This window comes from Enterobacter sp. PI-10 (genome assembly GCF_027947695.1).
Classification (GTDB): Bacteria; Pseudomonadota; Gammaproteobacteria; order Enterobacterales; family Enterobacteriaceae; genus Enterobacter; species Enterobacter vonholyi.
In genome coordinates this window covers 483,433-508,418 of record NZ_JAJNOG010000001.1, presented here as the reverse complement: position 1 = coordinate 508,418, position 24,986 = coordinate 483,433, and the positions used below count along the sequence as shown (strand labels likewise).

General features: G+C 58.7%; 23 protein-coding genes and 1 riboswitch. Of the genes, 7 read left to right on the top strand and 16 right to left on the bottom strand.

The window, feature by feature from the left end; translation table 11 throughout:
- Positions 1-17: 17 nt before the first annotated feature.
- Positions 18-1,007 carry a GTP 3',8-cyclase MoaA gene (gene moaA / locus LRM19_RS02515; RefSeq protein WP_133294025.1) on the bottom strand — a complete coding sequence of 330 codons (990 nt, stop codon included), beginning with the start codon at positions 1,005-1,007 and terminating at the stop codon, positions 18-20.
- A riboswitch (molybdenum cofactor riboswitch) is annotated at positions 995-1,128 on the bottom strand. It overlaps the preceding gene by 13 nt.
- A 225-nt stretch (positions 1,129-1,353) precedes the next feature.
- Here moaA and yvcK point away from each other — a divergent pair.
- A complete protein-coding gene (gene yvcK, locus LRM19_RS02510; RefSeq protein ID WP_127730109.1) occupies positions 1,354-2,262 on the top strand; it encodes a uridine diphosphate-N-acetylglucosamine-binding protein YvcK in 909 nt (302 codons plus the stop codon).
- 92 nt (positions 2,263-2,354) lie between these two features.
- Here the strand turns inward: yvcK and uvrB are convergent, their stop codons facing one another.
- Positions 2,355-4,370, bottom strand: coding sequence for an excinuclease ABC subunit UvrB (gene uvrB / locus LRM19_RS02505; RefSeq protein ID WP_008501138.1), 2,016 nt, complete (start codon positions 4,368-4,370; stop codon positions 2,355-2,357).
- A gap of 752 nt (positions 4,371-5,122) precedes the next feature.
- Here uvrB and LRM19_RS02500 point away from each other — a divergent pair.
- Positions 5,123-5,845: an ABC transporter ATP-binding protein gene (locus tag LRM19_RS02500; protein ID WP_111963815.1), complete on the top strand. Its 723-nt coding sequence runs from the start codon at positions 5,123-5,125 to the stop codon at positions 5,843-5,845.
- On the opposite strand, the gene bioD is transcribed toward LRM19_RS02500, so the two are convergent.
- From bioD to bioB, 4 genes are read right to left on the bottom strand one after another with little or no spacing between them, the layout of a single operon-like run.
- Positions 5,808-6,509: a dethiobiotin synthase gene (gene bioD, locus LRM19_RS02495; protein WP_271367218.1), complete on the bottom strand. Its 702-nt coding sequence runs from the start codon at positions 6,507-6,509 to the stop codon at positions 5,808-5,810. The genes LRM19_RS02500 and bioD overlap by 38 nt on opposite strands.
- Positions 6,502-7,257, bottom strand: coding sequence for a malonyl-ACP O-methyltransferase BioC (gene bioC, locus LRM19_RS02490; RefSeq protein WP_271367217.1), 756 nt, complete (start codon positions 7,255-7,257; stop codon positions 6,502-6,504). Before bioC ends, bioD begins: the two co-directional genes overlap by 8 nt.
- Entirely contained in the window at positions 7,241-8,398 is a 1,158-nt protein-coding gene (gene bioF / locus LRM19_RS02485; RefSeq protein WP_271367216.1) for an 8-amino-7-oxononanoate synthase, read from the bottom strand. The genes bioC and bioF overlap by 17 nt, the downstream gene beginning before the upstream one ends.
- Positions 8,395-9,435, bottom strand: a complete 1,041-nt coding sequence (gene bioB, locus LRM19_RS02480; RefSeq protein ID WP_115874533.1) for a biotin synthase BioB — start codon at positions 9,433-9,435, stop codon at positions 8,395-8,397. The genes bioF and bioB overlap by 4 nt, the downstream gene beginning before the upstream one ends.
- Before the next feature lie 86 nt (positions 9,436-9,521).
- Here bioB and bioA point away from each other — a divergent pair, with 86 nt between their 5' ends.
- Together bioA and LRM19_RS02470 are read left to right on the top strand one after the other, a co-directional pair.
- Positions 9,522-10,811: an adenosylmethionine--8-amino-7-oxononanoate transaminase gene (gene bioA, locus LRM19_RS02475; protein WP_442876240.1), complete on the top strand. Its 1,290-nt coding sequence runs from the start codon at positions 9,522-9,524 to the stop codon at positions 10,809-10,811.
- 48 nt (positions 10,812-10,859) lie between these two features.
- Positions 10,860-11,336: a kinase inhibitor gene (locus LRM19_RS02470; protein WP_271367213.1), complete on the top strand. Its 477-nt coding sequence runs from the start codon at positions 10,860-10,862 to the stop codon at positions 11,334-11,336.
- An 85-nt stretch (positions 11,337-11,421) separates the two neighbouring features.
- Here the strand turns inward: LRM19_RS02470 and hutH are convergent, their stop codons facing one another.
- The 5 genes from hutH to hutI all read right to left on the bottom strand — a co-directional run bounded on the left by hutH (position 11,422) and on the right by hutI (position 17,667).
- Positions 11,422-12,942: a histidine ammonia-lyase gene (gene hutH, locus LRM19_RS02465; protein ID WP_032656312.1), complete on the bottom strand. Its 1,521-nt coding sequence runs from the start codon at positions 12,940-12,942 to the stop codon at positions 11,422-11,424.
- The gene (gene hutU, locus LRM19_RS02460) at positions 12,939-14,627 is read right to left on the bottom strand and encodes a urocanate hydratase (protein WP_271367212.1); all 1,689 of its coding nucleotides are present in this window, start codon (positions 14,625-14,627) and stop codon (positions 12,939-12,941) included. The genes hutH and hutU overlap by 4 nt, the downstream gene beginning before the upstream one ends.
- Before the next feature lie 127 nt (positions 14,628-14,754).
- A complete protein-coding gene (locus LRM19_RS02455; protein ID WP_271367211.1) occupies positions 14,755-15,489 on the bottom strand; it encodes a histidine utilization repressor in 735 nt (244 codons plus the stop codon).
- A gap of 19 nt (positions 15,490-15,508) precedes the next feature.
- Positions 15,509-16,447 carry a formimidoylglutamase gene (gene hutG / locus LRM19_RS02450; RefSeq protein WP_271367210.1) on the bottom strand — a complete coding sequence of 313 codons (939 nt, stop codon included), beginning with the start codon at positions 16,445-16,447 and terminating at the stop codon, positions 15,509-15,511.
- Positions 16,444-17,667 (bottom strand): imidazolonepropionase, encoded by a 1,224-nt coding sequence (hutI, locus tag LRM19_RS02445; RefSeq protein WP_271367208.1) that lies wholly within the window; start codon positions 17,665-17,667, stop codon positions 16,444-16,446. The genes hutG and hutI overlap by 4 nt, the downstream gene beginning before the upstream one ends.
- Positions 17,668-17,891: 224 nt before the next feature.
- On the opposite strand from hutI, the gene LRM19_RS02440 reads away from it, so the two are divergent.
- Positions 17,892-19,175, top strand: coding sequence for a putative acyl-CoA thioester hydrolase (locus LRM19_RS02440; RefSeq protein WP_271367206.1), 1,284 nt, complete (start codon positions 17,892-17,894; stop codon positions 19,173-19,175).
- An 86-nt stretch (positions 19,176-19,261) separates the two neighbouring features.
- Here the strand turns inward: LRM19_RS02440 and pgl are convergent, their stop codons facing one another.
- Positions 19,262-20,257 carry a 6-phosphogluconolactonase gene (gene pgl, locus LRM19_RS02435; protein WP_045909472.1) on the bottom strand — a complete coding sequence of 332 codons (996 nt, stop codon included), beginning with the start codon at positions 20,255-20,257 and terminating at the stop codon, positions 19,262-19,264.
- Positions 20,258-20,397: 140 nt separating this feature from the next.
- On the opposite strand from pgl, the gene LRM19_RS02430 reads away from it, so the two are divergent.
- Complete coding sequence (locus LRM19_RS02430) at positions 20,398-21,216, top strand: pyridoxal phosphatase (RefSeq protein ID WP_271367204.1); 819 nt, start codon at positions 20,398-20,400, stop codon at positions 21,214-21,216.
- On the opposite strand, the gene modC is transcribed toward LRM19_RS02430, so the two are convergent.
- The 4 genes from modC to LRM19_RS02410 all read right to left on the bottom strand — a co-directional run bounded on the left by modC (position 21,217) and on the right by LRM19_RS02410 (position 24,068).
- Complete coding sequence (gene modC / locus LRM19_RS02425; RefSeq protein WP_252092656.1) at positions 21,217-22,275, bottom strand: molybdenum ABC transporter ATP-binding protein ModC; 1,059 nt, start codon at positions 22,273-22,275, stop codon at positions 21,217-21,219.
- Positions 22,276-22,277: 2 nt separating this feature from the next.
- Complete coding sequence (modB, locus tag LRM19_RS02420; protein ID WP_271367202.1) at positions 22,278-22,967, bottom strand: molybdate ABC transporter permease subunit; 690 nt, start codon at positions 22,965-22,967, stop codon at positions 22,278-22,280.
- Positions 22,967-23,740, bottom strand: coding sequence for a molybdate ABC transporter substrate-binding protein (modA, locus tag LRM19_RS02415; RefSeq protein ID WP_271367200.1), 774 nt, complete (start codon positions 23,738-23,740; stop codon positions 22,967-22,969). The genes modB and modA overlap by 1 nt, the downstream gene beginning before the upstream one ends.
- 178 nt (positions 23,741-23,918) lie before the next feature.
- Positions 23,919-24,068 (bottom strand): AcrZ family multidrug efflux pump-associated protein, encoded by a 150-nt coding sequence (locus LRM19_RS02410; protein ID WP_008501118.1) that lies wholly within the window; start codon positions 24,066-24,068, stop codon positions 23,919-23,921.
- Positions 24,069-24,195: 127 nt separating this feature from the next.
- Between LRM19_RS02410 and modE the strand changes: the two genes are divergently transcribed.
- A complete protein-coding gene (modE, locus tag LRM19_RS02405) occupies positions 24,196-24,984 on the top strand; it encodes a molybdenum-dependent transcriptional regulator (RefSeq protein WP_271367197.1) in 789 nt (262 codons plus the stop codon).
- Positions 24,985-24,986: the final 2 nt, after the last annotated feature.

Genomic DNA, 24,986 nt, shown 5'->3' with positions numbered 1-24,986 from the left:
TTCCTTCTTAAGCCTGATTACCCGCCGATGTAGGACAGGTTCTGAGTAATACCGGTATTGCCCTGATGCAGGAAGTGGGTCTGTTTTTTATGCGTCAGCGCTTCAGAAATGCGTGCTTCAAGCGCGTCCTGCTGAGCATCGTCTTCCAGCAGATCGCGAAGGTCCACGCCGCCGTCGCCGAACAGGCAGAGATGGAGCTTGCCCACGGAGGAGACGCGCAGGCGGTTGCAGCTGGCACAGAAGTCTTTTTCGTAAGGCATGATAAGCCCAATTTCGCCTTCGTAATCAGGATGGCAGAAGACCTGCGCCGGACCGTCGCTGCGCTGGCGGATCTGGTGGATCCAGCCGCGTTTCAGCAGCTCGTCGCGCAGCACCATGCCGGAGATGTGATGGCGGCGAAACAGCTCGCTGCCCTCGCCGGTTTCCATCAGCTCAATAAAACGCAGCTGAATGGGGCGGGTTTTGATCCACGCCAGGAAGGTATCGAGCTGGTGATGGTTCACATCACGCATCAGCACCGTGTTGACTTTGACTTTTTCGAAGCCGGCCGCAAATGCCGCATCGATACCGTCCATGACCTGCTGGAATTTATCCTGGCCGGTAATGGCGTGGAACTGGCGGGCATCCAGACTGTCCACGCTGACGTTAATGGCGGTTAAGCCCGCATCGCGCCAGGTGGCCACGTCGCGCGCCATACGGTAACCGTTGGTGGTCACCGCAATCTGGCGGATACGTTCGTTTTCACGCACGGCGGCAATGATGTCGGGGAAATCGCGGCGCAGCGAGGGTTCACCGCCGGTAAGGCGAACTTTTTCGGTGCCGAGCTCAGAGAAGGCGCGCGTGACGCGGCGCACTTCATCCACGGAGAGAAAGCCGTTATTGGTAACGCTGCCCGGTTTGTAGCCGTCGGGCAGGCAGTAGGTGCAACGGAAGTTGCACACATCGGTAATCGACAGACGTAAGTAATAAAACTTACGCGCGAAAGCATCAGTAAGTTGTGAAGCCATGTACACCTTTCCAGATCGGGAGGCACAGTCATTTCTTTCTGTACCCTGGTGGCAAATTCGCCACGGCCAGAGCGCCATATCTTTCGACACAGGCGCAAGGGCTAGAGTGTATGTTTTCATTTTTGAAAACGTGGTTAGGGCGATAGTAGCGCGGAAATTCTCACGGCGCCATTGTCGCTTTTCGCTATATAATTACGTATATAGCGAATCAATCCTGCATTTTCGCTACAGAATACCTAAAAACCGCATTTTCACATTGATATACGTCATTTTGCTTCGGGTGAGGCATCGTCTTTTAGGGGTAGTTAGGTTACTGTTACGCGATCGAACGTGATAAGGAATACGTATGCGCAATCGCACTTTTGCGGATCTTGACCGAGTGGTCGCTCTTGGCGGAGGACACGGCTTAGGCCGGGTTATGTCCTCTTTATCGTCACTCGGCTCAAGGCTGACAGGGATAGTGACTACCACCGATAACGGCGGCTCAACCGGGCGCATTCGTCGTGCCGAAGGCGGCATTGCCTGGGGAGATATGCGCAACTGCCTGAACCAGTTAATTACCGAGCCGAGCGTCGCATCGGCGATGTTTGAGTACCGTTTTGGCGGCAATGGCGAACTTTCCGGGCATAACCTTGGAAATCTGATGTTAAAGGCATTGGATCACCTGAGCGTACGGCCTCTGGAAGCCATTAACTTGATCCGTAATCTGCTGAAGGTGGACGCATTCCTGATCCCCATGTCTGAACAACCGGTTGACTTAATGGCAATCGACGCCGAAGGGCATGAAGTTTACGGCGAGGTGAATATCGACCAGCTCCTCCTGCCGCCAGCGGAGCTGATGACCTATCCGAGCGTGCCCGCCACGCGAGAAGCGGTGGAGGCCATCGGGGAAGCGGATCTTATCCTGATCGGTCCGGGCAGTTTTTACACCAGCCTGATGCCCATTCTGCTGGTGAAAGAGCTGGCACAGGCGCTGCGCCGCACTCCTGCCCCGATGGTTTACATCGGCAATTTAGGCCGTGAGCTGAGTCCGGCAGCCGCAAGCCTGTCGCTGGCGGATAAACTCAGCTTGATGGAGCATTACGTCGGTAAGAAGATCATTGACGGCGTGGTGGTTGGGCCAAAGGTGGATGTGTCCGGCATCGGCGATCGTGTGGTGATTCAGGAGCCGCTGGAGGCCTCAGACATCAAGTATCGCCACGACCGCCATCTGCTGCGCGAGGCGCTGGAGAAGGCGATTCAGGCGCTGGGCTGACAAAAAATCCCGGTGGCGCTGCACTTAGCGGGGCGACAAAAGGCGCGAATCCCGCAGGCCCGGTAAGCGCAGCGCCACCGGGCAAAACTAACCTATGATGCCGCGATAAACAGATCCCGCAGCTGATGAAGCTGGTCGCGGATCTGCGCCGCCTCTTCGAACTCCAGGTTCTGCGCGTGCTGCATCATCTGCCCTTCCAGCTCGTGGATTTTCTGCTGCAGCGCTTTCGGCGTCAGCACGACGGTATCTTCTTCCACCACTGAACGCGCCTTGCCGCGTCCTTTCGCTTTGGTTTTGGCAATGTTCTGACCCAGCGCCAGAATATCCACCACCTTCTTGTTCAGCCCCTGCGGCGTAATGCCGTGTTCTTCGTTGTAGCGCTGCTGTTTCTCGCGGCGGCGTTCCGTCTCGCCAATCGCTTTCGCCATCGACGGGGTAATTTTGTCACCGTACAGAATCGCTTTACCGTTGACGTTACGCGCGGCGCGGCCAATGGTCTGAATCAGCGAACGCTCGGAACGCAGGAAGCCCTCTTTATCCGCGTCCAGAATCGCCACCAGCGAGACCTCCGGCATATCCAGACCTTCTCGCAGCAGGTTGATCCCTACCAGCACGTCAAACTCGCCCAGACGCAGATCGCGGATGATCTCCATGCGCTCCACGGTATCGATATCCGAGTGAAGATAACGCACCTTCTCGCCGTGCTCTTCGAGATACTCGGTGAGGTCTTCCGCCATACGCTTGGTGAGCGTGGTCACCAGCACGCGCTCGTTAATGGCGGAACGGGCGCGGATCTCAGAGAGCAGGTCGTCCACCTGCGTTGCCACCGGACGCACCTCGATAATCGGGTCCAGCAATCCAGTCGGACGCACCACCTGGTCCACCACCTCATCGCCGGATTTTTCCAGCTCGTAGTTGCCCGGCGTGGCCGAGACGTAGATGGTTTGCGGCGCCAGCGCCTCAAATTCTTCAAACTTCATCGGACGGTTATCCAGCGCTGACGGCAGGCGGAAACCGTACTCCACCAGCGTCTCTTTACGCGCCCGGTCACCGCGGTACATCCCGCCGATCTGCGGGATCGTGACGTGGGATTCGTCGATCACCAGCAAACCGTCGGCCGGAAGGTAATCAAACAGCGTCGGCGGCGGCTCGCCGGGCCCGCGCCCGGAGAGGAAGCGCGAGTAGTTTTCGATGCCGGAGCAGTAGCCCAGCTCGTTCATCATCTCAAGATCAAACTGGGTACGCTGGCTCAGGCGCTGCTCTTCGAGCAGCTTATTGTTCGCCAGCAGAACCTTACGGCGTTCCGCCAGCTCCACTTTGATCTCTTCCATCGCCTGCACAATACGCTCGCGCGGCGTCACGTAGTGCGTTTTCGGGTAGATGGTGAAGCGCTGGATCACTGACTCAACGTGTCCGGTCAGCGGGTCGAAGAGCGACAGGCGCTCGACCTCCTCGTCAAACAGCTCGACGCGCAGCGCCATATCGTCCGATTCTGCCGGGAAGATGTCGATCACTTCGCCGCGCACGCGGAAGGTGCCGCGCTGGAAGGCCTGATCGTTGCGGGTGTACTGCAGCTCCGCCAGACGACGCAAAATCGCACGCTGGTCGATGATCATCCCCTGCGTCAGGTGCAGCATCATCTTGAGATAGAGATCCGGATCGCCCAGACCGTAGATCGCGGAAACCGAGGCGACGACGACCACATCACGACGCTCAAGAAGCGCCTTAGTGGCCGACAGTCGCATCTGCTCGATGTGTTCGTTCACCGAGGCATCTTTCTCAATGAAGGTGTCAGAGCTCGGCACATAGGCTTCAGGCTGGTAGTAATCGTAGTAGGAGACGAAATACTCCACCGCGTTTTCCGGGAAGAACTCTTTCATTTCGCCGTATAGCTGCGCCGCCAGGGTTTTATTGGGTGCCAGCACCATCGTTGGGCGCTGGAGATCCGCAATCACGTTGGCGATGGTGAACGTTTTACCCGAGCCGGTTACCCCCAGCAGCGTCTGGTGCGCCAGCCCATCTTCCAGCCCCTCTTCCAGACGACGGATCGCCTCAGGCTGATCGCCTGATGGACGGAAAGCAGAATTCAATTTGAACGGTTTACTCATGGGCGACAACCTGATGACGTTATAAGCGGCAGGTGTGTAATTTTACTCCTTGTTGCCAGGAATGCCAGTAAAAAACACTGGATGAAAAACCAGTAGCATGTCAGGATATTTAGCATAGCGCCTGAATGATTAGCGCGATAGCGGCCAAAATTTGGACAGTGGCAACATAAAACACCAGTCAGGTCAGGTTATCCCCAGAACTTTTTCTTTTTTAACATTTGTCAAGCCAGGTAATGATAGTTTTATGGCAACCGGTGACACTTTCATGACGGGAATTGCTTTTATCTAAGCAATTAAAAAATAAACGATATTTTCTAAAGCCGCGTTTCGCGTCAATTTGGGCGAAAGCCGCGTCTTCTCTCGCTTATCGCGTGTTTTCTAACTCTAATGCACATGGTTATCCACAGGAATAGTGGATAACTGCTTCCAGCCCATACAGACTGGCGCTCTGCAAATTCCCGGATTTTCCCACGAGACGGCGACAAAAAATTTTTATAGCTATTTTTTGCTGATTAACAGTTGCGTCATTCATAACCAACCGATGGGATCTTGCTCACATTTTCATCATTTCGGGTTCTGCACCACAACTCATCACCGGCGGCACCGTCAATGTGCAATCCGGTTTTTTATAAACCGCTTTCCGGTGACTTATTCCTAAAAAAGTCGCTTTTTTAATCACTTTCCGCTTTATGGCAGGGGTTTTGCAGAATCAACAGCGAGCCTCACCTACACACATTTTTAAGGAGAGAAAGATGTTGAGTCTGCGTGCTGTGAATCAGTTTTACGGAAGTCAACATACGCTATGGAATGTGGATTTAGATTTTCCGCAAGGGATGTGTACAGGCGTCGTTGGCCTGCCGGGCATGGGTAAAACCACCCTAATGAATTGCATCGCCGGGAAGGTGCCTGTCGAAAGCGGCAGCATCATCTGGTATGAGGCGGGCGCGCCGCCGCGTGATTTGCTAAACCCGCCGCCAGAACAGCGTTCCGGCCCGGAAATTGGCTATGTCTCGCAGGACAGGCGGATCTTCTCCCAGCTAACGATTGAGGAGAACCTGCATATCGCCATGCGCGCGACGGGGAAACCTAACCCGAACGCAAAAAATGACGTTTACGACCTGTTTCCGGCGCTCTATGGGGTGCGACAGACCCGTGCCAACACGCTCTCTCCGGACGACCAGTATCAGCTGGCGCTGGCTAATGCGCTGGTGAACCGTCCTCCCCTGCTGATCCTCGATGAGCCCCTGCACGGCGCAGGACACAGCTTCGCCCAGAAGCTGGGGCAGCTGCTGGTGCGCTTAAATCGGGAGTTAGGTATGACGGTGCTGTTAGCGGAGCAGCAGTTGTCGTTTATCCGCCGGGTGGCTGACCGTTTCTGTATGCTCTATCGCGGGCGTAACGTGGCGCAGGGCCACGTTAACGAACTGGATGACGAGCTTATTGCTCACTGGATGTCGCGGGAAGCAAGACGCTGAGATCGAGATAACGCCCGGTTTCGGCATTTTCCGCGCCGTCAGCAAGCCAGGGGATTTCCCCGAGGCACGGCGCGGGAAGGACGCGCCTGAGCGTCGCCAGATACTCCTGATGGCGTTTACCCGGCGCAACCACGTCGTTGGCTATCCAGCCCGCCAGACGCAGTCCGGCCTGCTGTACGGCCTGCGCGGTCAACATGGCGTGATTGATGCATCCCAGCTTGACGCCGACGACCAGAATGACCGGAAGCTGCTCGGACTTCACCCAGTCGGCAAACGTCTGCGTGTCCGAAAGCGGCGTAAACCAGCCGCCAGCCCCTTCCACCAGCACCCAGTCGGCCTGATTTTCCAGCGTCCGCAATCCGGCGGACAGCACGGCGAAATCAATAGGACGACCTTCATCGGCGCTGATAATGTGCGGCGAGGTCGGCTCGGCAAAGGTGTACGGATTCACCGCGGAATAGGCGAGTTCAAGGGTGCTGTTACGCTGGAGCGCCAGCGCGTCGGTGTTGCGTAACCCTTCCGCCGTCATCTCGCTGCCGGACGCCACTGGCTTATATCCGGCGGTGTTTTTCCCGAGCATCCGTGCCGCCTGCAGCAGCGCCGAGCTGGCCACCGTTTTACCCACTTCTGTGTCCGTGCCGGTGACAAAATAACGTTCAGTCACGTTCGATAATCCCATGAAAAAGTTGATAGGAGAGCGGGAATTGACCCCGCTGCTGCGGCCAGGCCAGCTCAAGGCGCTGCAGCTGACCGCGGGTGAGCGGTTTTTTCTCGCGTCCGGTATGCAGGTGCGTGGCGCCTATGCCCTTCAGCGAACGCATGGCGCTGAACGCATCGCTAAAATTGAGCGTGATGGTCTGCACTACGCTGCGAGCGCGCCAGCCTGCCAGCGCCTGCGTCACCTGCTCATGCGATAAAAACCGGTTAGCGTGCGGCTGTTCATCGACTGCCTGCCAGGCCTGATTCAGCTCCGGCAGCGAACTTTCCAGCAGGGTGGTAAACGCCACCTTCCCGCCCGGTCGCGCGACGCGATAAAGCTCGCGCAAGGCCTGCGGCAGGCTGCTGCACCACTGAACCGCCAGATGGCTCCAGACCAGATCAAACTGCGCGTCCGCCAGCGGGATCGCCTCGATATCGGCCAGCAGATAGCGATGCGCCGCCTGCTGCTGGCGCGCCTCTTCAAGCATCTGGGCTGAGAGATCGATAGCCGTCACCTGGCTTCCCGCCCCGCGCCAGTAGCGGCTGTTGCTGCCGGGACCACAGCCGGCGTCCAGCACCAGTGGAAAACGGTTCTCGCCAAGCGCGGCCAGAAGCCCCTGCGCGCTCAGACGCTGCAGCTCATCATGCTGCGAATAGCTCTGCGCGGCGCGGCCAAATGCCGCCGCGATGGCCTGCTTATTCACCGGCATCATGGAGCGCCTCCAGCAACGTCTCAATATCCTGTCGTTCATGCGCCGCCGTCAGGGTTAAGCGCAGACGCGCCGTGCCCGGTGGGACGGTTGGCGGTCGGATGGCGGTGACCCACATGCCGCGCAGGCGCAACGCATGTGCCAGCGCCAGCGCGCGGCCGTTTTCGCCGACAATCACCGGCTGGATAGCGCTCTGCGAATCGGGACTGCGGAAAGGCAGCGCCGCTAACCCCTGACGGAAGCGGGCAACATGCTCTGCCAGCTGCTGGCGACGTTCATCCCCTTCTGCGCTGCGGATCACCGCCAGCGACGCAGACAGCGCCACGGCCTGCGCCGGGGGCATGCTGGTGCTGTAGATCAGGTGTCGGGCAAACTGCAGCAGATAGTCGGCGACGGATTCGCTGCACAGCACGGCGGCGCCGCTAACGCCAAAGCCCTTGCCAAAGGTGACAATCAGCAGTTCAGGCTTCACGTTTTGCTGATACGCGCTTCCGCGCCCTTCGTCGCCCATCACGCCGGTGCCGTGGGCATCGTCCACCAGCAGCCAGGCATTCTGTCGCTTTGCGGCCTCGTGCAGCGCGGCAAGCGGCGCGCTGTCGCCGTCCATGCTGAACACTCCTTCGGTGACAGCCAGCTGTTGTCCTTCGCAGGGTTTATCCAGCAGCGCTGCGAGCTGTCCCGCATCGTTATGGACAAAACGCCGCAGCTGAGCCGGGCTTAAATTTGCCGCCTCCAGCAGGGACGCATGGCTTAAGCGATCGGCAACAATGCGATCGTCCTTCCCCATCAGGGCCGTAATGACCGCCTGGTTGGCGGCAAAGCCGGAGATAAACAGCAGCGCGCGCGGGTAGCCGAGCCAGTCGGCAAGCTCCTCTTCCAGCGCATGATGCGCCGTGGTGTACCCGCTGACGTGCCCCGATCCGCCGCTGCCCACGCCAAACCGCTCAGCGCCCTTCTGCCAGGCGCGGATGATGGCCGGATGCTGGCTCAGCCCGAGATAGTCGTTGCTGGAGAAATTGCAGAACCGCTGGCCTTCACGGGTAAGAAAACGGCCCGCGCCGTTTTCCACCACCCTGCGAACGCGAAATGCCTCTGCCGCCCGACGGTCGTCGAGCGCAGAGTTGATACGTGCCTGCCAGGTCATACGGCTGCCGCGTTGTAGAACTGTTCGGTGTCGGCGTTGAAAATCTGCTGCTCCAGCTGCTGCTGTTGCTCGTTATCGCCCGTCAGCACCTCGGTCTGATGCGGGTTCAGCCCCAGCTTGCGGAACAGCTGAACGTCTTTATCCTCTTCCGGGTTCGGCGTGGTCAGCAGCTTGCAGCCGTAGAAGATGGAGTTGGCTCCGGCCATAAAGCACATGGCCTGGGTCTGCTCGTTCATCTGCTCGCGACCCGCTGAGAGGCGAACGTAAGACGTTGGCATCATGATGCGCGCCACCGCGATGGTGCGGATAAAATCAAACGCATCCACGTCCTCGTTATCCGCCAGCGGCGTGCCCTTGACCTTCACCAGCATGTTGATCGGCACGCTTTCCGGCGGGGTCGGCAGGTTCGCCAGCTGCAGCAGCAGGCCCGCGCGGTCTTTCACGGTTTCGCCTAAGCCCACGATGCCGCCGGAGCAGACCTTAATCCCCGCGTCACGCACTTTATCCAGCGTATCCAGACGCTCCTGGTAGGTACGCGTGGTGATGATGTTGCCGTAAAATTCCGGCGAGGTGTCGAGGTTGTGGTTGTAGTAATCCAGCCCCGCTGCCGAGAGGCGCTGCGCCTGCTCCTCGTTGAGCGTACCGAGCGTCATACAGGCTTCGAGGCCCATCTCCTTCACGCCCTTCACCATCTGCTCCAGATACGGCATGTCGCGATCGTGCGGGTTCTTCCACGCCGCGCCCATGCAGAAGCGGGTCGAGCCGGCGTTTTTCGCCTTGCGCGCGGAGTCGAGGACCTGCTCGACTTCCATCAGGCGCTCTGACTCCAGGCCGGTTTTGTAGCGTGCGCTCTGCGGGCAATATTTGCAGTCTTCGGGGCAGGCGCCGGTCTTGATCGACAGCAGAGTGCTGACCTGAACATGGCGGGGATCGAAGTGCTGACGATGCACCTGTTGGGCTTCGAACATCAGCTCAAGGAAAGGTTTGTTGAATAATTCAGTAACTTGCGACATCGTCCAGCGTGCGTGGTGAGCCATCGGGCTTCTCCAAAGGGTTTTGTTAATTTTCGGTTCGGTTTATACTCGTAAACCTAAAACTTTTCAAAATGGTTTACAAGTCGATTATGACCCAGGACGATCTCGCCTTCGACAAGCAGCATATCTGGCACCCTTACACCTCCACGACCCGCCCCCTTCCCGTCTATCCGGTAGCCTCCGCCCACGGCTGCGAGCTGCACCTCGCCAGCGGCGAGCGGCTCGTTGACGGCATGTCTTCGTGGTGGGCGGCGATTCACGGGTACAACCACCCGCGCCTGAATGCGGCGATGAAGGCCCAGATTGACCAGATGTCGCACGTGATGTTTGGCGGGATCACCCATCAGCCCGCGGTGGATTTATGCCGCCGTCTGGTAGCGATGACGCCTGACTCGCTGGAGTGCGTCTTCCTGGCAGATTCCGGCTCCGTGGCGGTGGAAGTGGCGATGAAAATGGCGCTGCAGTACTGGCACGCCAGAGGCGAAACGCGCCAGCGGTTCCTCACCTTCCGCAACGGCTATCACGGGGATACCTTCGGGGCGATGTCGGTTTGCGATCCGGAGAACTCCATGCACAGCCTGTGGAAAGGGTATCTGCCGGAAAACCTGTTTGCCCCTGCGCCGCAGAGCCGCTTCGACGGCGAGTGGAACGAGATGGACATGGTCGGCTTCGCGCGGCTGATGGCGGCGCATCGTCATGAGATTGCCGCCGTGATCCTTGAGCCTATTGTGCAAGGCGCGGGCGGAATGCGGATGTACCATCCGGAATGGCTGAGGCGTATTCGCAGGATGTGCGACCGCGAGGGCATTCTGCTGATTGCCGATGAGATTGCCACCGGCTTTGGCCGCACCGGCAAGCTGTTTGCCTGCGAGCATGCGGGTATCGCCCCGGATATTCTGTGCCTCGGCAAAGCGCTGACGGGCGGCACCATGACGCTCTCCGCCACGCTCACGACCCGCCAGGTGGCCGACACCATCAGCGACGGTGAAGCGGGCTGCTTTATGCACGGTCCGACGTTTATGGGTAACCCGCTGGCCTGTGCCGTGGCGAGTGAAAGCCTTGCGATTCTGGAGAGCGGCGAGTGGCAGACGCAGGTTGCGGCGATTGAGGCGCAGCTGAAAACGGAGCTGAGCGCCGCCTCGGGCGCGAATTTCGTGGCGGACGTGCGCGTGCTGGGCGCCATCGGGGTGATTGAAACCACCCATCCGGTGAATATGGCGGCGCTGCAGCGCTTCTTTGTGGACCAGGGCGTGTGGGTGCGGCCTTTCGGCAAGCTTATCTACCTGATGCCGCCGTACAGCATCACGCCAGAGCAGCTTCGAAAATTAACCGACGCGGTTGTAACAGCCGTTAACATTCCCGCGCATTTCACGATTTAACCCAATGCATTACACTTGCTGAACGAGCGATCAACAAGGGTAAACCGTATGAAAATCATCAGTAAAGATCTGCGCGACGGCGAAAAACTCCCGGAACGGCACGTTTTCAACGGCATGGGGTATCAGGGCGATAACATCTCCCCGCACCTGGCGTGGGACGAGATTCCGGCAGGCACCAAAAGCTTTGTCGTGACCTGCTACGACCCGGATGCGCCAACCGGTTCCGGATGGTGGCACTGGATCGTGGCGAACCTCCCTGCCGACACGCGCGTCCTGCCGCAGGGTTCGGGTTCAGACCTGGTTGCCCTGCCTGAAGGTGCCATTCAGACGCGCACTGACTTCGGTAAAGCGGGCTACGGCGGCGCGGCGCCGCCAAAAGGGGAAACCCACCGCTATATCTTCACGGTGCACGCGCTGGACGTGGAGAAGATTGAGGTCGATGAAGGCGCGAGCGGCGCAATGGTCGGGTTTAACGTGCATTTCCATTCCCTGGGGAGCGCGTCGATTACGGCGATGTATTCCTGAAAAAAGCCGGGTGGCGGCTATGCCTTACCCGGCCTGAATTTCGCATTCGTAGGCCCGGTAAGCGCAGCGCCACCGGGCAAAAAAATCACAGCACCGAAGGTAACAGCCCCACCAGCCGCCCTTCTTCCAGAAGCTGCATCGCCTTATCAATATCCGGGGCGAAGAAGCGGTCGTCATCGTAATGCGTGACGTGCTCGCGCAGCACCTGACGCGCCTGCTCCAGCAGCGGGCTGGATTTAAGCCCTTCACGCAGATCGATACCCTGACTCGCCGCCAGCCATTCCACCGCCAGCACGCCGCGGGTGTTGGAGGCCATTTCCCAGAGACGACGCCCGGCAGCCGGTGCCATCGAAACGTGATCTTCCTGATTCGCCGAGGTGGGCAGGCTGTCCACGCTGTGCGGATGCGACAGCGCCTTGTTCTCGCTTGCCAGCGCTGCGGCCGTCACCTGAGCAATCATAAAGCCCGAGTTGACCCCGCCGTTACGCACCAGGAACGGTGGCAGCTGGGACATGTGTTTATCCATCATCAGCGCGATGCGGCGCTCGGACAACGCGCCGACTTCGGCAATCGCCAGCGCGATGTTGTCCGCAGCCATTGCCACCGGCTCGGCGTGGAAGTTACCGCCTGAGACCACCTCGTTTTCCTGGGCGAACACCAGCGGGTTATCGGACACCGCGTTGGCCTCCACCAGCAGCACCTCCGCCGCCTGGCGCAGCTGCGTCAGGCATGCGCCCATCACCTGCGGCTGGCAGCGCAGGGAATAGGGATCCTGCACCTTTTCACAGTTGTGGTGTGAATCCGCGATCTCGCTGGTGTCGGTAAGCACGTGACGGTACATCGCGGCGGCATCGATCTGCCCGCGCTGACCGCGCACCTCGTGGATGCGGGCATCGAACGGGCGACGCGAGCCCAGCACCGCTTCGGTAGTCAGCGCACCGCACACCACCGCCGAGGCAAACAGATCTTCCGCTTCAAACAGGCCGCGCAGCGCGAAAGCTGTCGATGCCTGCGTGCCGTTCAGCAGCGCCAGCCCCTCTTTCGCCGCCAGCGTGATCGGCGTTAACCCGGCTTTTTTCAGCGCCTCTTTCGCCGGAAGCCACTCGCCCTGCCAGCGCGCTTTGCCTTCACCCAGCAGCAGCAGCGACATGTGCGCCAGCGGCGCGAGATCGCCGGAGGCCCCGACGGAGCCCTTCGCCGGGATCCACGGATAGACCTCCGCATTCACCAGCGCCATCAGCGCCTGGATCACGCTCAGGCGAATGCCGGAGAAACCGCGCGCCAGGCTGTTGATTTTGAGTACCATCATCAGACGGACAATCTCATCGTCAAGCGGCTGGCCAACGCCCGCCGCATGCGACAGCACCAGCGAACGCTGCAGGTTTTCCAGATCGTGCGTCGCGATGCGGGTCTGCGCCAGCAGCCCAAAGCCGGTGTTAATCCCGTAAGCCGTGCGCCCTTCGGCAACGATGGCTTCAACGCAGGCGACACTGTCGTTAATGGCGGCGTGGGCACTTTCATCAAGTGAAAGGGTGACCGGCTGACGCCAGACGTTACGCAGCTGTTTAAGCGTCAGCGAGCCGGGAGTGAGTGTTAACGCGTTCATTCATGCTTTCCTTGTGTGGCAGGGATCATCGGCAGGTTAAGGCCCTGCTCTTTGGCACAGTCAATGGCAATCTCGTAACCCGCATCCGCGTGACGCATCACGCCGGTTGCCGGGTCGTTGTGCAGCACGCGAGCGATACGCGCGGCGGCTTCATCCGTTCCGTCACAGACGATAACCATCCCGGAATGCTGGGAGAAGCCCATCCCCACGCCGCCGCCGTGGTGCAGCGACACCCAGGTCGCGCCGCTGGCGGTATTCAGCAGGGCGTTCAGCAGCGGCCAGTCGGAGACCGCATCCGAGCCGTCGCGCATGGCTTCGGTTTCACGGTTCGGGCTGGCAACTGAGCCGGAGTCCAGGTGGTCGCGGCCAATGACGATCGGCGCGGAGACTTCACCGCTGCGCACCATTTCGTTAAAGGCCAGACCCAGCTTTTGCCGCCACTCCAGCCCTACCCAGCAGATACGCGCCGGCAGGCCCTGGAAGTTAATGCGCTCGCGGGCCATGTCCAGCCAGTGGTGCAGGTGTTCGTCATCGGCGACGATCTCCTTCACTTTGGCGTCAGTTTTGTAGATATCCTCCGGGTCACCGGACAGGGCAACCCAGCGGAACGGACCGATACCGCGGCAGAACAGCGGGCGGATATAGGCCGGGACGAAGCCGGGGAAGTCGAAGGCGTTATTCACGCCCATCTCTTTCGCCATCTGGCGAATGTTGTTGCCGTAGTCAAAGGTCGGAATGCCCATCTGGCTGAAGGCCAGCATGGCGGAGACGTGCTCGGCCATGGAGCGCTTCGCGGCAAGCACCGTGCCTTCCGGATCGGTTTCCGCTTTTTGCTGATAGGCTTCCCACGTCCAGCCTTTCGGCAGGTAACCGTGCAGCGGGTCATGGGCGCTGGTCTGGTCGGTGACCAGATCCGGACGCACGCCGCGGGCAACGAGTTCAGGAAGAATGTCCGCCGCGTTGCCGCACAGGGCAATCGACACCGCTTTGCCTTCGGACGTGTATTTTTTGATGCGCGCCAGCGCGTCATCGAGATTCTCGGCCTGCTCGTCGACGTAACGGGTGCGCAGACGGAAATCAATGCGGCTCTGCTGGCACTCAATATTCAGCGAACACGCACCGGCCAGCGTGGCGGCCAGCGGCTGCGCGCCGCCCATCCCGCCGAGACCTGCTGTGAGCACCCAGCGGCCTTTCAGCGAGCCGTTGTAGTGCTGGCGACCGGCTTCCACGAAGGTCTCGTAGGTGCCCTGCACAATCCCCTGGCTGCCGATGTAGATCCAGCTCCCGGCGGTCATCTGGCCATACATTGCCAGCCCTTTGGCGTCGAGTTCGTTGAAGTGCTCCCAGGTGGCCCAGTGCGGCACGAGGTTAGAGTTGGCGATCAGCACGCGCGGGGCGTTTTTATGCGTTTTAAACACGCCAACCGGCTTGCCGGACTGCACCAGCAGGGTTTCGTCGTTTTCGAGTTCGGTCAGTGCCTTAACAATGGCGTCATAGCATTCCCAGTTGCGCGCGGCGCGGCCAATGCCGCCGTAGACCACCAGCTCGTGGGGGTTTTCCGCCACCTCAGGATCAAGGTTGTTCATCAACATGCGCAGCGGGGCTTCGGTGAGCCAGCTTTTGGCTGTAAGGGTGGTGCCGCGCGCGGCGCGGACGTCCTGCTGGCGGTATTTACCTGACGACATTGTGTGCTCCTCATAAGGGACAGATGATGCATTTAGATATACTTGTATAGACAAGCACACACAAGGCCAGATTTAACAAAAAAGATACAATTTTGTTATATTGCGTTAGCGATCACGCTTATAAAACTTATGACATAAAGTGGCCCTGCAGCCGGTAACGGTTCCCCGGGAAAAGCAGCCGGGCATGCGACACGATGTGCGACGAGGACCAGGTTCGACGGCGGATCAGCAGGCACGGGTCGTGCTCTTTAATCCGCAGCCGTTCGCACTCCTGCGGCGTGGCGCGCACGGCTTCCACAATGTGCTCCCCTTCCGTCAGCGGTGCGACAAGCGACAGATAGGCATGCGGCGTGGTCTGGGTGTAATCCTGGTTCAGATAGTCCGGTATCCGTTCGGCGTTAACGCAGCGATCTTCAATCTGCACCGGAATGTCGTTTTCGAAATGCACCATCACGGAGTGGAAGATGCGGCTGCCTTCTTTGACGTTCAGCTCTACCGCCTGCTCAGCGCTGGCCTGGGTCTCTTCGAGCACCAGCACCTCACAGCGGTGCTGATGATTACGCGCGGCAATTTCGTCCGCAATACTGCGGATTTCAAACAGGGCGGACTGCCCTTTCGGTTCCGCCACAAACGTCCCCACGCCCTGCAGGCGCACCAGAAGCCCTTCGTCAGTCAGCTCGCGCAGCGCCCGGTTGACGGTCATCCGGCTAAAGCCAAACTGCGCCACCAGATCGGCCTCCGAGGGAATGCGGTCGTGCGGGCGCCAGACGCCGGTGGCGATTTTTTCACTGATCGCCTGCTTCACCTTTTCGTAGAAAGGCGCGGGAGGGCTCGACTGCGGCAGGGGTGAGCGTGAAAACATCGTGACTCCTTGAATAGTGTTATGCCCACCAGTGAGCAATTTGCCAGGCCAGACGGGCGGCAAGCTTTGCGCCCTGCCCGTCCCGATCGTACTGCGGGTTAAACTCTACCAGATCGGCGGCCTGTAGCTTACCGCTGCGGCAGATTTGTTCGATAACCGGGAGAAGATCCAGCGCCGGTATGCCTAACGCGGCCGGTGCGGACACGGCGGGCATTTCGCTGGCGGGCAGGACGTCCAGATCGATCGTCAGATAGATACGATCGGCCTGCGCCAGCACCTTTTCCAGCGCGGATAGCGCATCGCGCCTGAAATGGAGATCTTCCACCAGCGTGACGTTCAGGCGTTCGGCCTCATCCCACAGCGCCAGCGTGTTCGCCGCCCGGCTCACGCCAAAGCAGGCGTACTGAAATTCCCGCCCGCGCTCATCGCAGTAGTGCGCCAGCTGGCGAAACGGCGTGCCGGACGTCGCCCGGTCGGCCTTGCGCAGATCGAGATGGGCATCAAGATTGATAATGACAACCCGCTCGTCCGGGAAGGCGTCCAGCACGCCGCGACCGTGCGCCCACGCGGTTTCGTGTCCGCCGCCAAAGACCAGCGTACGCATCCCGGACCGCTGGCATGACGTGACGGCATCGCTTAACGCCTGCTGTGCCGCCTCAAGCTCGTCACCTTCAACGTAAACCGAGCCCATATCCGCCAGCCGATCGTGTCCCTGATGGCTGGCCATATTCGCCAGCGCTTTTCGCAGTATATCCGGCGCCTGCACGGCGCCGGGCCTGCCCTGATTGCGTTTTACGCCTGCATCACATTCAAAGCCTATCAGCGCAATGCCGGATGCCAGCGGCGTGAACGCTCCCTGCTGCCGTATCGTCTGGAAAATACGCGTTGCGTTGCTGGCCTCGGCGCTGTCGTCGCGCCCCTGCCAGACCGTTTCGGCTACGGGCCGCCATAGCTTCATACTGCCTCCCCACGAAAAATACGTTGATACAGCGGGTTGCGTCCCGGCTCGTAGACCATCTCTACCGGATGATGAGCATCCCAGACGATAAAATCAGCGACAAACCCGGCCCGCAGCTGACCGTGGGTTGCACCACGGCCCAGCGCCTGCGCGGCATGGCGCGTGACGCCAGCCCAGGCTTCCTCGGGCGTCAGGCCAAACTGGACGCAGGCCATGTTCATCGCCAGGTGCAGGCTGGCAAACGGGCTGGTGCCGGGGTTATAGTCGGTGGCGACCGCCATCGGCACGCCTCGTTCTCTGAGCTGTTCCACCGGCGGACGCTGGCGCTCCTGCAGAAAATAGAACGCGCCGGGGAGCAGGACCGCAACCGTGCCGCTTTGCGCCATCGCCTGAATGCCTGCTTCGTCGAGATATTCGATATGATCGGCGGAGAGTCCTTTATACCGGCTGACCAGCGCCGCACCGCCCTGATTTGAAAGCTGCTCAACATGCCCTTTCACCGGGATACCGAGCGCGGTTGCCGCCTTAAAGAGACGCTCGGTTTGCGACGGCGTAAAGCCGACGTTTTCGCAGAACACGTCTACTGCTTCGTATAACTCTTTTTGCCACAGCGTGGGCAATATCTGCTCACAGACCAGCGTGAGGTACGCGTCTGGATCCTGTCGGTATTCCGGCGGAACCGCATGCGCGGCGAGCAGCGTTGGGCTGATATCGATCGGATTATTGAGGCTCAGCTGGCGGGCAACCTGCAGCATCTTCTCTTCGGCCTCGGGGTTTAGACCGTATCCGGATTTGATTTCAACCGTAGTGACGCCTTCATTCATCAGACGCTGAAGCCGCTGCTGCGCCAGCTTAAGCAGGGTTTCGGGCGAGCCGCTGCGGGTCGCCGTCACGGTAGCGTTAATCCCGCCCCCCTGGGCGCTGATGGTTTGATAAGAGACGCCGTTAAGACGCTGCTCCCACTCCGCCGCGCGATCGCCGCCAAATACAAGGTGGGTATGGCAGTCAATCAGGCCAGGCGTGACCAGACGCCCCTGGAGATCGACGCAGTGACGGTGTCCGACCGGAATGTCAGATTCAGGGATCACGGCCAGGATAGTTTGACCCCGTACGACCAGGGCATGTTGCTCTTTCAGTCCATAGGGCGCAGATACGTCCGGCACCATCGTAGCCAGTCGCGCATTTCGCCATATCACATCGTCGGGATGAATCTGCTGCATGGGCATTCCACTTGTCATGGGTTGTATAGACATTTATTTGCATCCACCGTCTACTGTCAACCGCCTTGAAGGAAAATGTTAGTTATTTGTGATCACTTACTTGCCGCTCTCGGGCTAAAAATGGAACTTTTACCCTTTTTATCTTCCCGTTTCGCTCAACTTAGTATAAAAAAGCAGGCTATTTCGTCTGTCCCGTAAAGACTTGCATACCCAGGAGCTCTACCTTGAACATTTCCAGGATTTCCCGTCTGGCGTTAGCACTCGCCTTTGGCGTGACCTTATCCGCATGCAGTTCAACACCACCGGATCAGCGCCCTTCTGAGCAGGTTGCGCCCGGTACCGTCTCCCGCCCGATTTTGTCCGCTGATGAAGCGAAGAACTTCGACCGTGCACACTACTTCTCAGCGATGGATCCTAACGCTGCGCCGTGGACCCCGTCGTCTATTAATCTGCCGAAACAGCCTGACTTCGTGGTTGGCCCGGCGGGTGCGCAGGGCGTAACGCATACCTCAATTCAGGCTGCGGTTGATGCTGCCATCACTAAACACAGCGCGTCTCGCCAGTACATCGCGATCCTGCCTGGTGAATATGAAGGCACCGTGTATGTTCCGGCGGCACCAGGCAGCATTACGCTTTACGGTCTGGGCGAAAAAGCGATTGACGTAAAAATTGGCCTGGCGATTGATTCCGAAATCGACAGCAACACCTGGCGTCACCTGGTGAACCCGGCCGGTAAATATATGCCGGGCAAACCGGCGTGGTATATGTTTGATAACTGCCAGAGCAAGCGTTCCGCCACTATTGGCGTAATGTGCTCGGCGGTATTCTGGTCTCAGAATAACGGTCTGCAGCTGCAGAACCTGACCATTCAGAATACCCTGGGTGACAGCGTTGACGCCGGTAACCACCAGGCCGTTGCGCTGCGCAGCGATGGCGATAAGGTACAGATTAACAACGTCAACATTCTGGGCCGTCAGAACACCTTCTTCGTGACCAATAGCGGCGTGCAGAACACGCTGCAGAATAACCGTCTGACCCGTACCCTTGTGACCAACAGCTACGTTGAAGGTGACGTGGACCTGGTGTCCGGTCGCGGCGCGGTGGTGTTTGATAATACCGATTTCCGCGTGGTGAACTCACGTACTCAGCAGGAAGGTTACGTGTTTGCTCCGGCAACCCAGTCGAACCTCTTCTTCGGCTTCCTGGCCGTGAACAGCCGCTTTAATGCTGCCGGTGACGGCGTGGCGCAGCTGGGACGCTCCCTGGACGTGGACTCAGCCACCAACGGTCAGGTTGTGATCCGCGACAGCGTGATCAACGAAGGCTTCAACATGGCGAAACCGTGGGCGGATGCCGCGATCTCCAAACGTCCATTCTCCGGCAACACCGGTGCGGTGGATGATAAAGGGAACGTGCAGCGCAACCTGAACGACGCTAACTTCAACCGCATGTGGGAGTACAACAACCGCGGTCTGGGTAGCAAAGTGGTTGCTGAGCCGAAGCAGTAAGCTGTTTTGCCGGGTGCGGCTTCGCCTTACCCGGCACACAGAGATAAAAAAACCTCGCATTCGCGAGGTTTTTTGTTTTCAGCCGCTTAGTGAGCGTTAACCACCACCCACATCGGCCCCTGGCCTACGGCGTAGCGCCCTTTCTCTTCCAGCAGCCCCTGCTCGCCTTTAATTTCGTACAGCGCGATATGGTGGGATTTCTGCCCCGCTGCAATCAGGTATTTGCCGCTGTGATCGATATTAAAGCCGCGCGGCTGGGTTTCCGTCGGCTGGAAGCCTTCAACCGCCAGCACGCTGCCGTCTTCGGAAACGCTAAACACGGTAATCAGGCTGGAGGTACGGTCGCAGGCGTACAGATGGCGGCCATCTGGCGTAATGTGGATATCCGCCGCCCAGCGGGTGTCGGAGAAATCAGACGGCATCATGTCCAGCGTCTGCACGCACTCAATCTGACCGTTTGGATCTTTCAGTTCCCATACGTCCACTGAGCTGTTCAGTTCGTTGACCACGTAGGCATACTGCTGGTTCGGGTGGAAGACCATATGACGCGGACCAGCGCCTTCAACAGTCGTAACTTCAGCTGGATTCTGCGCCACCAGGTGACCATCGTCGCTCAGGGTGAACAGGCAGATACGATCCTGCTTCAGGGCAGGCACCCACAGCGTGCGGTTATCCGGAGAGATATTCGCCGAGTGGCAGCCTTCAAGCCCTTCCACCACATCCACGGTTTCGACCGGAATGCCGTCTTCCAGACGCGTTACGCTGACGCAGCCCGCGTTATACGAGCCGCTGAAGACAAAGTTGCCTTTGCGATCGGTAGAGATATGGGTTGGGCTGCCCGGCAACGGGGCTTCAGCAGTGTACGTCAGCGCACCGTCGTCCGGAGAAATGCGATAGGCCAGCACGCGAAACTCCGGGCGCACACCCACGTACAAGAAACGTTTATCCGGGCTGATGACCATCGGCTGCACCTGGCCTGGCACATCAACAACCTGAACCAGCGTGAGTGTCCCTTCGGTATTTAAACGCCAGACGTGGATCTGCTGGCTTTCAGGACTGGCGGTATAAACGGTTTGTTTCATGAATATTCACTCCTCACTGCGCATGAAAGTAGTTAACTTTTGACGGTGAATGCTGAATTGTCGACAGGAATTTTGAAGCGTTCGCCTCTCGGTGTACCATCCCATCAAAACGTAAATTCAATATTAACCCGGGAAAACAGATGACCTCGCGTGTGATTGCTCTGGATTTAGACGGTACCTTACTGACGCCGCAAAAAACCCTTCTCCCCTCTTCTCTGGAAGCGCTTAAACGCGCGCAGGAAGCGGGATATCAACTCCTTATCGTAACGGGTCGACATCACGTTGCCATTCACCCTTTTTATCAGGCACTGGCGTTAGATACACCTGCAATTTGTTGTAATGGCACTTATTTGTATGATTATCAGGCAAAAAAGGTTTTAGAATCCGACCCGCTGCCGGTTCCCCAGGCGCTGCAACTGATTGATCTGCTGGATCAGCATGCCGTTCACGGCCTGATGTATGTGGATAACGCGATGGTCTACGAGCGCCCTACCGGCCACGTGGTGCGCACCAGCAACTGGGCGTTGTCCCTACCTGAAGCGCAGCGTCCCGTCTTTACCCAGGTTTCCTCCCTGCGTCAGGCGGCCCAGGACGTTGAGGCTATCTGGAAATTCGCCCTGACGGATGAAGACACCACCAAGCTGAATGCCTTCGCGAAACACGTGGAGCAGACGCTGGGTCTGGAGTGTGAATGGTCCTGGCACGATCAGGTGGATATTGCCCGCAAAGGCAACAGCAAAGGCAAACGCCTGACGCAGTATGTGGAATCAAAAGGCTGGTCGATGCAGGACGCGATCGCCTTCGGCGACAACTACAACGACATAAGCATGCTGGAAGCCGTCGGTACGGGCGTGGCGATGGGCAATGCCGACGACGCGGTCAAAGCGCGCGCGAACGTGGTGATTGGCGACAACACCACCGACAGCATCGCGCAGTACATTTATACCCACCTGCTGTAATCAGGCGGTGATCGAGACGCTCTTAATTTGCGCGTAGAGCCACAGGCCGGGTTTGATCCCTAACTCATCCCTGGCCCACGGGCTGATGCGCGCCCAGAGCGTCCTGCTGCCGACCTCGAGCTTCACTTCCACCTGGCCGTTATCATCAAAACACTCCGCGACTTTGGCGCGCAGGATATTTCGAATACTGGTTTGCAGCGGCGGCTGCAGCACCAGCGAGACGTCAGATGCCTGAATACGAATACGCAGCGCGGACTGTAACGGCTTGTCGATCTTATTGACCCAAAGATGCTGGTCACCCAACGCCAGGGCGGTCATCGCGTAGTGTGGATGGTGTTCCAGCACGCTCACCTTCAGGATGCTGCTCTGCTGCTCCCTGGGTAACCACGGATGCATGACGCTGCTGCCCCACACCTCTTCCAGGTTGCCGAAGGCCTTGACGCTGCCCTCTTCCAGCACCAGCACCTTGTCGGCCAGATGGAGGATTTCGTCCAGCGAATGGCTGACGTAGAGCATCGGAATATTAATTTCCCGCGTCAGGCGCTGCAGGTAGGGCAGGAGCTCACGTTTACGCGGAATATCGAGCGAGGCCAGCGGTTCGTCGAGCAGCAGCAGTTCGGGTGCGGTCAGCAACGCGCGGCCAATGGCTACGCGCTGTTTTTCTCCACCGGAGAGCGAGGAGGGCAGCCTGTCGAGCAATGGCTCAATGCCTAACAGCGTCACCAGCTTATCAAACTGCCCGGCCATGCTTTTCGCCATGCCGTAACGCAGGTTGCCGCGCACGCTGTAGTGCGGGAACAGGCGTGCATCCTGGAAAACATAGCCGATGCGGCGTTTATCCGGCGACAGATACACCTTGTTTTCCACGTCATTCAGAACGCGGTTATTCAGAACAATACGGCCAGACTGCGGGCGCGTCAGGCCGCTGATGGCATTTATCAGCGACGTTTTTCCCGCCCCCGACACGCCGAAAATGGCGGTGATACCGCTTGCAGGCAGCGCCTCGTTAAGCGTCAGGGTATGGTTTCCCAGCGTCTGAGTGAAATTCAGTTCCAGCATGCTTATTTCCCCATCCGCTCACGGCTCAGCCGCGCCAGCCATTCCGACACCAGCAGCGATACCAGGGCTAATACGATTGAGATGATACAGAGCCGCGCCGCCGCGCCTTCACCGCCCGGCGTTTGAATCAGGGTATACATTGCCGACGGGATAGTTCGCGTCTCGCCGGGTATGTTCGACACAAACGTGATCGTCGCGCCAAACTCGCCGAGCGAGCGGGCGAAGGCCAGCACCGTGCCGACAATAATGCCCGGCAGCGTCAGCGGAAGCGTGATGGTGAAAAAGACGCGCCAGCGCCCGGCGCCCAGCGTGCGGGCCGCCTGTTCAAGCTTCATGTCCACCCCTTCCAGCGCGAGGCGTATCGCCCTCACCATCAGCGGGAATGACATCACCGCCGCAGCCAGTACCGCACCGCGCCAGCTAAAAGCGAACGTCAGCCCAAACCAGTCGTAGAGCTTCTCGCCGATAAAACCGCGTCGCCCCATCGAAATCAGCAGCAGGTAACCGACCACTACGGGCGGCAAAACGAGCGGAAGATGAAGCACGCTGTCGAGCAGCGTTTTGCCGGGAAACTGACAGCGAACCAGTAGCCAGGCAAAGAAGATCCCAAAGGGCAAACTCAGCGCAACCGCCAGGGAAGAGACTTTAAGGCTCAGCAGAACAGCCTGCCATTCAGGATCGGTCAATATCATCAGTGAGTCGTAAATCCGTAACGTTTAAAGATAGCGGACGCTTCAGGCCCCTTCAGATAATCGCGGAAAGCCGTCACGGTCGCATTTTTATGTCCATCAACAATCGCAACAGGATATTCCACTTTCTTGTGGGAGTCTTCCGGGAACGTTGCCACCACTTTCACACCCTTACTGGTGACGGCATCAGAGCCATACACAATGCCCAGCGGGGCTTCGTTGCGTTCCACCAGCGCCAGCGCGCCGCGGACATCTTCCGCCGGAGCCAGCTTCGGCGACAATGTCTCCCATGCGCCCAGCTTTTGCAGCGCTTCTTTGGCGTAGATCCCGGCCGGAACGTGCTCCGGATCGCCCACCGCCAGACGCCCGCCGTTCAGCAGACTTATCCAGTTGGTCTCTTTGTTGATGGTGAAGTCAGCCTGAGCGCTGGCTTTTGGTGCCACGACAACCAGGCTATTCCCCAGCAGCGTTTCGCGGGTTGCCGCATCAATCGCTTTCTTCTCCACCGCGTAATCCATCCACTTCTGGTCAGCCGAGATGAACAGATCCGCCGGTGCGCCCGCTTCTATCTGGCGCGCCAGCGTCGAGGAAGAGGCAAACGAGGAGACAACCTCGACGTTTTTCTCTTTTTTATACGCCGCCGCGATATCCTGCAGCGCGTTGGTCAATGACGCCGCCGCAAAGACCGTGATTTTACCCTCGTCCGCCAGCGCGTGGCCGGTAAGTGAAAGCGTCAGCGTTGCCCCTGCGAAAAGGCGTACCCAGGTACGTGCCATTTTTAACTCCTGTGAGTAGCGTTATATACACATCAATATAACGGTAACGTCAGGGAGATCCCAGCGTTAAATCGTACCGCTGAAGAGGTAAACCGGCGTGATACGTTAAATATTATCGGCGAAAACGGGAAAATCTTGAGAGCAAAACGCCCGGGCAAGCCGGGCGTTTTGGGGGGAATCAATGCTGCTTTTTAGCCTGGTCTCTGTGACCAATGTTCGAAAAGACGTTGAACACTTCACCCAGGCCGTAGATGGCACCGAGGATGATGGCCATCACTACTGGTACCATGATCACGGCGAATACCAGACTTTTCAACAACTCTAACATGGTTTTCTCCAGATATTGTGAATGACTCATTCTACCCTGGATAGTGAGAAAAACATCCCCTTTTGTGCGGTACCCTTTGCGCCCTGCACCATTTGGGTCACAATACTCTTTTTGCCAGGACACTGTTATGCAGGCCGAAATTCTCCTCACTCTACGACTTCAGCAAAAGCTTTTCGCCGATCCGCGACGTATCGCCCTGCTTAAACAAATAGAACAAACGGGCTCGATTAGCCAGGGGGCGAAAAACGCGGGAATCAGCTATAAAAGCGCCTGGGACGCCATCAACGAGATGAACACCCTGAGCGAACACCCGCTGGTGGACAGAGCCACGGGCGGCAAAGGCGGCGGCGGTGCGATCGTGACGCGTTATGGCCAGCGCCTTATTCAGCTTTACGATCTGCTGGCGCAGATCCAGCAAAAAGCGTTTGATGTGTTGAGCGATGACGATAACGTTCCGCTGGACAGTTTGCTGGCCGCCATTTCCCGCTTCTCTTTACAAACCAGCGCCCGCAACCAGTGGTTTGGTACGGTGACGGCGCGCGACGATCTCCAGGTACAGCAGCATATTGAGATCCTGCTTGCCGATGGCACCACCCGTCTGAAAGCCGCCATAACGGCGCAGAGCGCAGAGCGTCTTGAACTGGATGAAGGTAAAGAGGTGCTGGTGCTGCTGAAGGCGCCGTGGGTCACTATCACGCGCGATCCCGATGCGGCAAAGGCAGCAGATAACCAGCTGCAGGGCACAATCAGCCATATCGAGCGCGGCCAGGCGCAATGCGAAGTGCTCATGACCCTGGCAGACGGGCAACCGCTTTGCGCGACCCTACCGCTCAGCGAGTCGGACGACTTAGAACAAGGTGCTGTCGTCACCGCGTATTTCAACGCGGACCGGGTGATTATCGCCACTTTGTGCTGAGC

Coding starts and splice junctions, on each gene's coding strand:
- moaA (WP_133294025.1), bottom strand. CDS start 1,007: ATGGCTTCACAACTTACTGATGCTTTCGCGCGTAAGTTTTATTACTTA.
- yvcK (WP_127730109.1), top strand. CDS start 1,354: ATGCGCAATCGCACTTTTGCGGATCTTGACCGAGTGGTCGCTCTTGGC.
- uvrB (WP_008501138.1), bottom strand. CDS start 4,370: ATGAGTAAACCGTTCAAATTGAATTCTGCTTTCCGTCCATCAGGCGAT.
- LRM19_RS02500 (WP_111963815.1), top strand. CDS start 5,123: ATGTTGAGTCTGCGTGCTGTGAATCAGTTTTACGGAAGTCAACATACG.
- bioC (WP_271367217.1), bottom strand. CDS start 7,257: ATGATGCCGGTGAATAAGCAGGCCATCGCGGCGGCATTTGGCCGCGCC.
- bioF (WP_271367216.1), bottom strand. CDS start 8,398: ATGACCTGGCAGGCACGTATCAACTCTGCGCTCGACGACCGTCGGGCG.
- bioB (WP_115874533.1), bottom strand. CDS start 9,435: ATGGCTCACCACGCACGCTGGACGATGTCGCAAGTTACTGAATTATTC.
- bioA (WP_442876240.1), top strand. CDS start 9,522: ATGACCCAGGACGATCTCGCCTTCGACAAGCAGCATATCTGGCACCCT.
- LRM19_RS02470 (WP_271367213.1), top strand. CDS start 10,860: ATGAAAATCATCAGTAAAGATCTGCGCGACGGCGAAAAACTCCCGGAA.
- hutH (WP_032656312.1), bottom strand. CDS start 12,942: ATGAACGCGTTAACACTCACTCCCGGCTCGCTGACGCTTAAACAGCTG.
- hutU (WP_271367212.1), bottom strand. CDS start 14,627: ATGTCGTCAGGTAAATACCGCCAGCAGGACGTCCGCGCCGCGCGCGGC.
- LRM19_RS02455 (WP_271367211.1), bottom strand. CDS start 15,489: ATGTTTTCACGCTCACCCCTGCCGCAGTCGAGCCCTCCCGCGCCTTTC.
- hutG (WP_271367210.1), bottom strand. CDS start 16,447: ATGAAGCTATGGCGGCCCGTAGCCGAAACGGTCTGGCAGGGGCGCGAC.
- hutI (WP_271367208.1), bottom strand. CDS start 17,667: ATGCAGCAGATTCATCCCGACGATGTGATATGGCGAAATGCGCGACTG.
- pgl (WP_045909472.1), bottom strand. CDS start 20,257: ATGAAACAAACCGTTTATACCGCCAGTCCTGAAAGCCAGCAGATCCAC.
- LRM19_RS02430 (WP_271367204.1), top strand. CDS start 20,398: ATGACCTCGCGTGTGATTGCTCTGGATTTAGACGGTACCTTACTGACG.
- modC (WP_252092656.1), bottom strand. CDS start 22,275: ATGCTGGAACTGAATTTCACTCAGACGCTGGGAAACCATACCCTGACG.
- modB (WP_271367202.1), bottom strand. CDS start 22,967: ATGATATTGACCGATCCTGAATGGCAGGCTGTTCTGCTGAGCCTTAAA.
- modA (WP_271367200.1), bottom strand. CDS start 23,740: ATGGCACGTACCTGGGTACGCCTTTTCGCAGGGGCAACGCTGACGCTT.
- LRM19_RS02410 (WP_008501118.1), bottom strand. CDS start 24,068: ATGTTAGAGTTGTTGAAAAGTCTGGTATTCGCCGTGATCATGGTACCA.
- modE (WP_271367197.1), top strand. CDS start 24,196: ATGCAGGCCGAAATTCTCCTCACTCTACGACTTCAGCAAAAGCTTTTC.